Genomic DNA, 9697 nt, shown 5'->3' on the forward strand with positions numbered 1-9697 from the left:
TGAACGGCGCAGCGATTCGCGCGGCCAGCAGGTCGGCCACCATGAACCCAACGTTGTGCCGGGTCTTGGCGTACTGCGGTCCCGGATTGCCCAGGCCGACGACCAGCAGCGTTGTCCCGGATGGGGACTCGGCCATGGAGAGTTACTCGGACTCGGCCGCTTCGCCGCCGGCCTCGCCGCCCTCGGTGGCCTCGCCGGCAGGTTCCGCTGCTTCTTCGCCGCTGCCTTCGGCGTCCATCTCTTCGGCAGAAGGTGCCGCAACGATGTTGACCACCAACATCTCTGGATCGCTGACGAGCGTGACACCCGACGGCAGCGGGACTTCGCTGGCCAGGATCTGGGTGCCCTCCTCGGCGCCTTCGATCGACACCGTCAAGCTCTCCGGGATGGACAGCGCCTCGGCTTCGATCTCGACGGTGGTGGCGTCCTGGGTCACCAGAGTCCCGGAGGCCGCGTCGCCCTCCAGGTTCACCTGGACCTCCACGGTCACCTTCTCGCCGCGCTTGACGATGATCAGGTCGGCGTGGGTGATGGTCCGCTTGATCGGATGCATGGCGATGGCCTTGGTCAGCGCCAACTGCTCCTGGCCGTCGATCTGCAAGCTCAGTACCGCGTTGGTGCCGGAGTTGCGCAGAACGGCGGCGAAGTCATGGGCATTGAGTTGCAGATGCTGCGGGTCACTGCCGTGACCGTAGAGCACGGCGGGAACCTTGCCCTCGCGACGGGCTTGCCGAGAGGCGCCCTTGCCGGTGCGGGTGCGCACCTCGACGTCGAGTCTGTTGGTGGTGGCGCCTTTGGCCATGGGATGCTCCTTTTGCCTTCCGGGGATCTAGTACGCGGCGGAGGGCAGGGGCTTGTTGAGTAAGCCTCGTCGATAACGGTGGCTGGACCACCCTCGCCGTGACGCGGCTGTCAGGGTAGCCGATGGCGGCCCTACAGCGGAAATTCTGTACCAGTGAGCTGCTCGGACAGCTGCCACAGGGCCCGCCCGGTCTTGGTGTCCCGGGCCAGCGGGCTGCGCCCCACCAGGCCGATCGGTCCGCGAGCGCCGAACGTGGGGCCGACGAAACTGTCCGGCGGCAGGTCCTGACAGGCCGCATACAGCGTGGGGTTGGCGCCGTATGCCGCGCTGGCGCCGAACAGTTTGTTGACGGCCAGCCAAACCGGCGTGCCGATCGGGTTGCCGGTATGGCCCTGCAGGTTGGTCGCCGAATAGCCCGGATGGGCGGCGTGGGCCTTGACGGCCGACCCCGCCGCAGTCAAGCGACGCTGCAACTCGCTGGTGAACAGCAGGTTGGCCAGCTTGGACTGGCCGTAGGCCAGCCACGCCGAGTATGGCCGAGCCTTCCAGTTGAGGTCCTTGAGGCTGATCCGGCCGGTCCAGTGCATCAGCGAGGAGACCGTGACCACGCGGTCGGTCAGCTTGGGCAGCAGTAGGTTGGTCAATGCGAGGTGGCCGAGATGGTTGGTGCCGATCTGGCTCTCGAAGCCGTCGGCGGTGATTGCGTACGGCACCGCCATGATGCCGGCGTTGTTGATCAACACGTCCACCAGACCGATGCTGTCAGCGAAGTCCCGGACTGACGTCAAATCCTGCAGGTCCAGCCTACGCACCTGCACATCGCCGGCCATGCCCGCGGCTGCGGCGTTTCCCTTGTCCACGTTGCGACACGCCAGGATGACCCGGGCGCCGGCGCGGGCCAATTCGCGTGCGGTGACAAGACCCAGGCCGCTGTTGGCACCGGTGACGATGACGGTCCGGCCGGCGAAGGAGGGAAGTTCGGCTGCGCTCCACCCGGTCAGTGCATTCGGCATGGCCGCAAACCTACTTCACCGCGCGTCCTACTTCACCGCTACGTTGAACCCTCCGATGACCTTCTCGACGTCCGGTGCGTGGGCGGCGGCTTGGTCGGCCAGTGTGGTGACGGTGAACTGCACCAGATAGCGGTCGAACTTCGAGGTCACCGGGAAGACGATCCGGTTGTAGGTGTGCAACCGCGTCCCGCTGTGGTCGTAGCTGCCTTCGATCATCGCCGAGGGAAATCCGGCGAAGTCGGCGCTCGAGTAGTTCAGTCGTTTGAAGCTCTTCGATAACTCGGCGTCGTCGTCGGCGTGCTCGAGGGCGGCTGGGATGTCGAAGCCGCCGTCAAGTTTGAACACCATGACCATGGCGGTCGGATAGGTGTTGTTCTTCGCGATCGCCTCAGTGCCGGGGGAGAAGTTCGGATTGGCGTAGTCGGTCCAGCCCGGGAGTCGGGGCAGTGTCACGGTCAGGTCGGTCAGCGTGTCCAGGGCGACCTGCTCGCCGCTCACCCCGACGCTGGAGAGGTACTGGGCGATCGGGGTCGGGGACGTCGGCACCGCGGTGGCGGTGGCGGTGGAACTGGACGTCCAGACGCTGGAATAGTCGGCCGTGTGGGCACTGCAGCCCGCGGTGGTCAGCGCCACGACGAGCAACGCCGCGGCGAGGGATTTAAGCATCTCCGTCGAAAAGTCCTGTCACCGAGCCGTTTTCGAACACCGCCCGGATAGTACTGGCTAACAGCGGGGCAATGGACAGAACCGTCAACTGGGGGAAGCGCTTGGCCTCGTCGATCGGCAGGGTGTTGGTGACGATCACCTCGCGGGCACCGCAGGCGGCAAGCCGTTCGGCAGCCGGGTCGGACAGCACCCCGTGGGTGGCGGCGATGATGACGTCCTTGGCGCCATCCTCGCGCAGCAGGTTCACCGCCCCGGCGATGGTGCCTCCGGTGTCGATCATGTCGTCGGTCAACACGCAGGTCTTGCCCTCGACCTCACCGACGACCCGATTGGACACCACCTGGTTGGGCACCCGGGGGTCTCGGGTCTTGTGGATGAACGCCAGCGGTGTACCGCCCAGCGCATCGGCCCACTTCTCGGCGACCCGCACCCGGCCGGAATCCGGTGAGACGACGGCGATGTCCGCGGTCGAGTAGTTGTCACGGATGTAGGACGTCAGCAGCGGCTGGGCCCGCATGTGGTCGACCGGTCCGTCGAAGAATCCCTGGATCTGATCGGTGTGCAGATCGACGGACACGATCCGGTCCGCCCCGGCGGTCTTGAGCAGATCAGCGACCAGTCGGGCCGAGATCGGCTCGCGGCCGCGGTGCTTCTTGTCCTGGCGGGCATAGGGATAGAACGGCAGGATCGCGGTGATCCGCTTGGCGCTGCCCCGCTTGAGCGCGTCGATCATCAACAGCTGTTCCATCAGCCAGGTGTTCAGCGGCGCCGGATGGGACTGCAACACGAACGCGTCGCAGCCGCGCACGGACTCGTCGAATCGGACGAAGATCTCGCCGTTGGCGAAGTCGCGGGCGGTCTGGGCGGTGACTTGGACGTCGAGTTCCTTGGCGACCTGCTCGGCCAGTTCCGGATGCGCCCGGCCGGAGAAGAGCATCAGGTTCTTGCGGTTGTCAATCCAATCGGTGCCCACGGTGCCACTTTCAAACAAAAGGACCACTTTCAAACAAAAAGGGTTGCCCTTGCCGGTTGGGGGTCGATACCCGGGTCATCGTACGGGGTTGCGCTGCTCTCAGCCCCGATCGGGGTCGATCTGGCGGGCGTCCGTTTCGGCCTTGGCCTGTGCGGCCGCACGCGCGGAGTCGCTGTCTGGACGGTTGTGCAACACCCAGTCCTCGATGATGCGCTGGGCGCCCGCGGAGACGGCCAGCGCGCCGGGCGGCACGTCGTCCCGCAGCACCGTCCCGGCGCCGGTGTAGGCGCCGTCGCCGATGACCACCGGGGCGACGAACATGGTGTCGCTGCCGGTGCGGACGTGTGAGCCGATGGTGGTTCGGCTCTTGTTCTCCCCGTCGTAGTTGACGAAGACGCTGGAGGCGCCGATATTGCTGTACTCGCCGATGTCGGCATCCCCGACGTAGGTCAGGTGCGGAACCTTGGTGCCGGTGCCGATGGAGGCGTTCTTGGTCTCCACGAAGGCCCCCAACTTGCCGTCGGCGCCCAAACGGGTGCCGGGCCGCAGGTAGCTGAAGGGGCCCACCTCGGCGCCGTCGCCGACGACGGCGTCGGTGCCGTGGGTGCGCACCACGCAGGCCCGGTCACCGACCTGCGTGTCGGCCAGGGTGGTGTCCGGTCCGATCCGGCAGTGGCTGCCGATGCGGGTGCCGCCCAGCAATTGTGTTCCGGGGGCGATGACGGTGTCGCGACCGATCGTGACGTCGACGTCGATCCACGTCGTGGCCGGATCGGTCACCGTGACCCCGGCCCGCTGGTGGGCGGCCACCACCCGGCGGTTCAGTTCAGCGCCGAGGTCGGCCAGTTGCACCCGGTCGTTGACGCCGGCGACCAGCGCGGAATCCTCGACGTGCTTGGCGTGCACAATCTGTCCGTCGGCGCGAACGATCGCGATGGCGTCAGTCAGATACAGCTCGTGCTGGGCGTTGTCGGACGACAGCCGGCTCAACGCCGACCGCAACGCGGCGATGTCGAAGGCGTAGACCCCGGCGTTGATCTCGCGGATGGCCCGCTGCTGCGGGGTGGCGTCGGTCTCCTCGACGATCGCGATCACCTCGCCGTCCTGGGTGCGCAGGATCCGGCCGTAACCGTGCGCGTCGGGAACCGTGGTGGTCAGGACCGTCACCGCGGCCGACTTGCCGGAATGAGTAGCGATCAGATCGGCCAGCGTATCGGCGTCGAGCAGCGGGATGTCCCCGGAGGTGATGACCACTGTGCCGTCGAAGTCCTCCGGCAGCGCGGCCAGTCCGCACAGAGCGGCGTGCCCGGTGCCCATCTGCTGTTCCTGGAGGGCGATCTCAACCGGCCGGCCCAGTCCGGTGGCCAGCTCCCCGACCACCGGGGCGATGCGCTCACGGTCCTTGCCCAACACCACCACCAGATACTGCGGAGCGACTTTGGTGACAGCGTGCAGGGCATGGGACAGCATGCTGCGCCCGCCGAGGGTATGCAGCACCTTAGGGGTGTCCGAGCGCATCCGGGTCCCGGCACCGGCCGCCAGTACCAGAACGGCGGAACCTTGTGTTGTCGTCATGTGCGGCCTCCAATGTGCGGATTCCTACGCGTCACGCTGCTGCAGCGTCCGCATCCAGACAATCGCTGTACCGAATGCTGCTCGGCACGTCTTGCTTCGCCGCCAGGACTCGAACCTGAACTATCTGAACCAAAATCAGAGGTGCTGCCAATTACACCACGGCGAATTATCCGTCAGAGACTTTAGTCCACTCGGTAGGCTGACGGCCGTGGCAGCACCGCAGGGCCCGCCGCGCCCGCCGCGTGCCCGGATGACCGGCAGGCAGCGACGCCACCAACTCATCGACATCGCCCGGACCCTCTTTGCCGAACGCGGTTACGAAGCCACCTCCATCGAGGAGGTCGCCGCCCGCGCGGGAGTCTCCAAGCCGGTGGTCTACGAGCACTTCGGCGGCAAGGAGGGGCTGTATGCGGTGGTCGTCGACCGGGAGATGTCGGCCCTGCTCGACGGGGTCACCGCGTCGCTGACCGACAACCATCACCGGCCGCGGGTCGAGGCGGTGACGCTGGCCCTGCTCACCTACATCGAGGACCGCACCGACGGCTATCGGGTGCTGATCCGGGACTCGCCGCCGTCGCTGAGCCCCGGCACCTACTCCACCCTGTTCGACGATGCGGTCGGTCAGGTCGCGTCGATCCTGGCCGGCGATTTCTCCCGCCGCGGCCTGGACCCGGAGTTGGCGCCGCTGTACGCCCGGGCACTGGTGGGCTCGGTGTCGATGACTGCGCAGTGGTGGCTGGATGCCCGGGAACCGAAGAAGGAAGTCGTCGCCGCGCACCTGGTGAACCTGATGTGGAACGGACTGACCGGTCTGGAGTCCGACCCGCGACTGCAGAGCGGGTGATCGCCGTCGGCCTGCACTTTCACGCGGGGGCGTGCCAAAGATGGCCGACAGCAACGGTTTGGAGGCGCCCGACTTAGACTGTTGCGATCATGACGGGGCGCCCGGAGGTTCAGACCCCGCTGGCCGCGCTGGTCGACGTCGCGCTCGCGGCTCCGCAGTTCAGCGAGCTCGCCGAACGGGCCGCCGCGCGGCCCGCTGAGTTGGCGGTCGTCGGCCCGGCAAGTGCGCAGCTGTTCGTGGCGTGCGCGCTGGCCCGCGCGACGTTGCTGGTGATCACCGCGACCGGTCGTCAGGCCGATGACCTGACCGCCGAACTGCGCGGGGTGTACGGCGATGCGGCCGCGCTGTTCCCGTCCTGGGAGACGCTGCCGCACGAGCGGCTCTCACCCGGGGTGGACACCGTGGGTGCCCGGCTGATGCTGCTGCGCCGTCTGGCCCGGCCCGGTGACACGGTGCTCGGCCCGCCGTTGCAGGTGGTGGTCACCACGGTGCGCTCGCTGCTGCAGCCGATGGCAGCGGACCTCGCCGAGGTCGAGCCGGTGACCCTGCAGGTAGGCGCCGAGCAGGACTTCGACGCTCTGGTGGCCCGGCTGACCGAGCTGGCCTACACCCGCGTCGACATGGTGGCCCGGCGCGGGGAGTTCGCGGTGCGCGGCGGGATCCTCGACCTGTTCCCGCCGACGGCCGAGCACCCGGTTCGGGTGGAGTTCTGGGGCGACGAAGTCACCGAAATGCGCATGTTCTCCGTCGCCGATCAGCGCTCCATTCCCGAGGTGGATCCGGGCGTGGTGGTCGCGGTGGCGTGCCGGGAGTTGTTGCTCAGCACCGAAGTACGTTCCCGCGCAGCGGAATTGGGGCGCGATGCACCGCGAGACGGCGACCGGATTTCAGGCAGTGTCGGCGAGATGCTGGCCAAGCTCGCCGAGGGCATCCCGGTAGACGGTATGGAGGCGTTGCAGCCGGTGCTGCGCCCGCAGGCCCTCGGGTCGCTGGTCGACCATCTGCCGGACGGGGCGCCACTGCTGGTGTGTGCCCCGGAGAAGATCCGCACCCGCGCGGCCGATCTGATCAAGACCGGCCGCGAGTTCCTGGAGGCATCCTGGTCGGTGGCGGCGGTCGGCGGCGAAGCGCCGATCGACGTCGAGCAACTGGGTGGCTCCGGATTCCGCGAACTAGACGACGTCCGTCAAGCCGCCGTAGCCGGCGGCCATCCCTGGTGGACGGTGGGTCAACTGTCCGCCCAGGGGGCGGTCGACCTCGACGTCCGGGCGGCACCGTCGGCCCGAGGCCAGCAGGCCCGAGTCGAGGAGATCTTCGGGATGCTGCGCGCCCACGTGCTCACCGGGGGACTGGCCGCGGTCGTCGCCCCGGGAATCGGCACCGCCCACCGGGTGGTCGAGCAACTCGGCGAGCACGACACCCCGGCCGCCTTCCTCGAACCCGGCCAGCCGCCCAAACCCGGCGTCGTCGGTGTCCTCAAAGGGCCACTGCACGGGGGCTTAATCGTGCCCGGGACGGCCAGTCTGGTGATCATCACCGAGACCGATCTGACCGGAAACCGCGCCACCGGCCCGGACGGCAAGCGACTGGCCGCCCGGCGCCGCAACACCGTCGACCCACTGGCCCTGGCAGCCGGGGACCTGGTGGTGCACGACCAGCACGGAATCGGCCGGTTCGTCGAGATGGTCGAACGTACCGTCGGCGGTGCGCGCCGGGAATACCTGGTGCTGGAGTACGCATCCAGCAAGCGGGGTCAGCAGGCCGACAAGCTGTTCGTGCCGATGGACTCCCTGGATCAGCTGTCCCGGTACGTGGGTGGGGAGCAACCGGCGCTGAGCAAGCTCGGCGGCAGCGACTGGGCGAATACGAAAACCAAGGCGCGCAAGGCCGTTCGTGAGATCGCCGGGGAGCTCGTCGCACTCTACGCCAAGCGGCAAGCGGCCCCCGGGCACGCCTTCGCGCCGGATACCCCGTGGCAGGCCGAGGTGGAGGATGCCTTCGGGTTCACCGAGACCGTCGATCAGTTGACCGCCATCAGCGAGGTCAAGGCCGATATGGAAAAGCCGATTCCGATGGACCGGGTGATCTGCGGCGACGTCGGCTACGGCAAGACGGAGATCGCGGTGCGGGCCGCGTTCAAGGCTGTCCAGGACGGCAAACAGGTGGCCGTGCTGGTGCCCACCACACTGCTGGCCGATCAGCATCTACAGACCTTCACCGAGCGGATGGCCGGCTTCCCGGTGACTGTCAAGGGCCTGTCCCGGTTCACCGACGGCAGCGTGTCCCGAAAAGTGCTGGAGGGCATGTCCGATGGCAGTGTCGACATCGTCATCGGCACTCATCGCCTGCTGCAGACCGGGGTGCGGTGGAAGGACCTCGGCCTGGTGGTGGTCGACGAGGAACAACGCTTCGGCGTCGAACACAAAGAACACATCAAGAGCCTGCGCAGCCACGTTGACGTGCTCACCATGAGTGCCACCCCGATCCCGCGGACCCTGGAGATGAGCCTGGCCGGCATCCGGGAGATGTCGACGATCCTCACCCCACCCGAAGAGCGCTACCCGGTGTTGACCTACGTCGGCCCGCAGGATGACAAACAGGTCGCCGCGGCGCTGCGCCGAGAACTGCTGCGCGACGGGCAGGTGTTCTACGTTCACAACCGGGTCGCCAGCATCGATGCCGCCGCGGCGCGGGTGGCAGACCTGGTGCCCGAAGCGCGGGTGGCGGTCGCGCACGGGCAGATGCCCGAAGAACTGCTGGAGCAGACCGTGCAGGGCTTCTGGAACCGCGACTTCGACATCCTGGTGTGCACCACGATCGTCGAGACGGGCCTGGACATCTCGAACGCCAACACCCTGATCGTGGAACGTGCCGACACCTTCGGGCTATCCCAGTTGCACCAGTTGCGTGGGCGGGTGGGCCGCAGCCGGGAGCGCGGATACGCCTACTTCCTCTATCCGCGTGAGACGCCGCTCACCGAGACCGCCTACGACCGGTTGGCCACCATCGCGCAGAACAACGAACTGGGCGCGGGTATGGCAGTTGCGTTGAAGGACTTGGAGATTCGCGGTGCCGGTAACGTGCTGGGCGCCGAGCAGTCCGGGCACGTCGCCGGGGTGGGTTTCGACCTTTACGTTCGGCTGGTCGGCGAGGCCGTGGAAGCCTACCGAGCGGCCGCCGACGGCAAACTCGTGACGACAGCCGAGGAGCCCAAGGATGTCCGGATCGACCTGCCGGTCGATGCCCATCTGCCGCCGGACTACATCAGCAGCGACCGACTGCGCCTGGAGGCCTACCGCCGGTTGGCCGCCGCCGCCGACGAGGCTGCCGTTGCCGCGGCGGTCGACGAACTCGTCGACCGCTACGGGGCGCTGCCCGAACCGGCGCAGCGACTGGTGGCGGTCGCGCGACTGCGGTTGCTGTGCCGCCAGTACGGGGTGACCGAGGTCGCGGCGGCGTCGGCCACGACTCTGCGGATCGCGCCGCTGACCCTGCCGGACTCCGGGCAGGTGCGGCTGAAGCGGATCTACCCGGCGGCCAATTATCGGGCGACGACCTCGACGGTGCAGGTGCCGATCCCGCGGGCCGGTTCCGGGGTCGGTGCTGCCCGCATCCGTGATCTCGACCTCGTCCAGATGGTGGTTGACCTTTTGCTTGCCCTTGATGGCCGGCCTCAGGGCGACGTTGATATAACCACCTTCACAACCGCTGGAAGGGGATAGCGCGATGACGGTCATCCTGGTCGACGCGCGGCGGCCCGCCCTGGTGCCCGTCGAGGCAGTCGAGTTGCTCAGCGGAGATGTCCAGTACACCGAGGAGATGCC

General features: G+C 67.6%; 7 protein-coding genes, 1 tRNA gene and 2 pseudogenes. 3 read left to right on the top strand and 7 right to left on the bottom strand.

Features of this window, described 5'->3' with window-relative positions; genetic code table 11:
- The 7 genes and pseudogenes from ADBZ5N_RS14645 to ADBZ5N_RS14675 all read right to left on the bottom strand — a co-directional run.
- Positions 1-136 (bottom strand): annotated as a pseudogene (locus tag ADBZ5N_RS14645) (aminoacyl-tRNA hydrolase); the annotation flags it as partial.
- 6 nt (positions 137-142) lie between these two features.
- A complete protein-coding gene (locus ADBZ5N_RS14650) occupies positions 143-802 on the bottom strand; it encodes a 50S ribosomal protein L25/general stress protein Ctc (protein WP_526258565.1) in 660 nt (219 codons plus the stop codon).
- Positions 803-933: 131 nt separating this feature from the next.
- Positions 934-1803: an oxidoreductase gene (locus tag ADBZ5N_RS14655; RefSeq protein ID WP_526258575.1), complete on the bottom strand. Its 870-nt coding sequence runs from the start codon at positions 1801-1803 to the stop codon at positions 934-936.
- A gap of 39 nt (positions 1804-1842) precedes the next feature.
- Entirely contained in the window at positions 1843-2481 is a 639-nt protein-coding gene (locus ADBZ5N_RS14660) for an LpqN/LpqT family lipoprotein (RefSeq protein ID WP_526258567.1), read from the bottom strand.
- Positions 2474-3454, bottom strand: a complete 981-nt coding sequence (locus tag ADBZ5N_RS14665; RefSeq protein ID WP_526258569.1) for a ribose-phosphate diphosphokinase — start codon at positions 3452-3454, stop codon at positions 2474-2476. The genes ADBZ5N_RS14660 and ADBZ5N_RS14665 overlap by 8 nt, the downstream gene beginning before the upstream one ends.
- Before the next feature lie 99 nt (positions 3455-3553).
- Entirely contained in the window at positions 3554-5029 is a 1476-nt protein-coding gene (gene glmU, locus ADBZ5N_RS14670) for a bifunctional UDP-N-acetylglucosamine diphosphorylase/glucosamine-1-phosphate N-acetyltransferase GlmU (protein ID WP_526258571.1), read from the bottom strand.
- Between the two features lie 94 nt (positions 5030-5123).
- Positions 5124-5195 (bottom strand) — tRNA-Gln (locus ADBZ5N_RS14675).
- A gap of 84 nt (positions 5196-5279) precedes the next feature.
- Between ADBZ5N_RS14675 and ADBZ5N_RS14680 the strand changes: the two genes are divergently transcribed.
- From ADBZ5N_RS14680 to ADBZ5N_RS14690, 3 genes and pseudogenes are all read left to right on the top strand, one after another.
- Positions 5280-5873 carry a TetR/AcrR family transcriptional regulator gene (locus ADBZ5N_RS14680; RefSeq protein ID WP_526258577.1) on the top strand — a complete coding sequence of 198 codons (594 nt, stop codon included), beginning with the start codon at positions 5280-5282 and terminating at the stop codon, positions 5871-5873.
- Between the two features lie 89 nt (positions 5874-5962).
- Positions 5963-9595 (top strand): transcription-repair coupling factor, encoded by a 3633-nt coding sequence (gene mfd / locus ADBZ5N_RS14685; protein ID WP_526258573.1) that lies wholly within the window; start codon positions 5963-5965, stop codon positions 9593-9595.
- 4 nt (positions 9596-9599) lie between these two features.
- Positions 9600-9697, top strand: a pseudogene (locus tag ADBZ5N_RS14690) (nucleoside triphosphate pyrophosphohydrolase); the annotation flags it as partial.

It is taken from the genome of Mycobacterium sp. (assembly GCF_044370595.1).
Taxonomy (GTDB): Bacteria; Actinomycetota; Actinomycetes; order Mycobacteriales; family Mycobacteriaceae; genus Mycobacterium.

Excerpts from the sequence above, each read along its gene's own strand:
- ADBZ5N_RS14650 (WP_526258565.1), bottom strand. The coding sequence starts at position 802 with ATGGCCAAAGGCGCCACCACCAACAGACTCGACGTCGAGGTGCGCACC.
- ADBZ5N_RS14660 (WP_526258567.1), bottom strand. The coding sequence starts at position 2,481 with ATGCTTAAATCCCTCGCCGCGGCGTTGCTCGTCGTGGCGCTGACCACC.
- glmU (WP_526258571.1), bottom strand. The coding sequence starts at position 5,029 with ATGACGACAACACAAGGTTCCGCCGTTCTGGTACTGGCGGCCGGTGCC.
- ADBZ5N_RS14680 (WP_526258577.1), top strand. The coding sequence starts at position 5,280 with ATGACCGGCAGGCAGCGACGCCACCAACTCATCGACATCGCCCGGACC.
- mfd (WP_526258573.1), top strand. The coding sequence starts at position 5,963 with ATGACGGGGCGCCCGGAGGTTCAGACCCCGCTGGCCGCGCTGGTCGAC.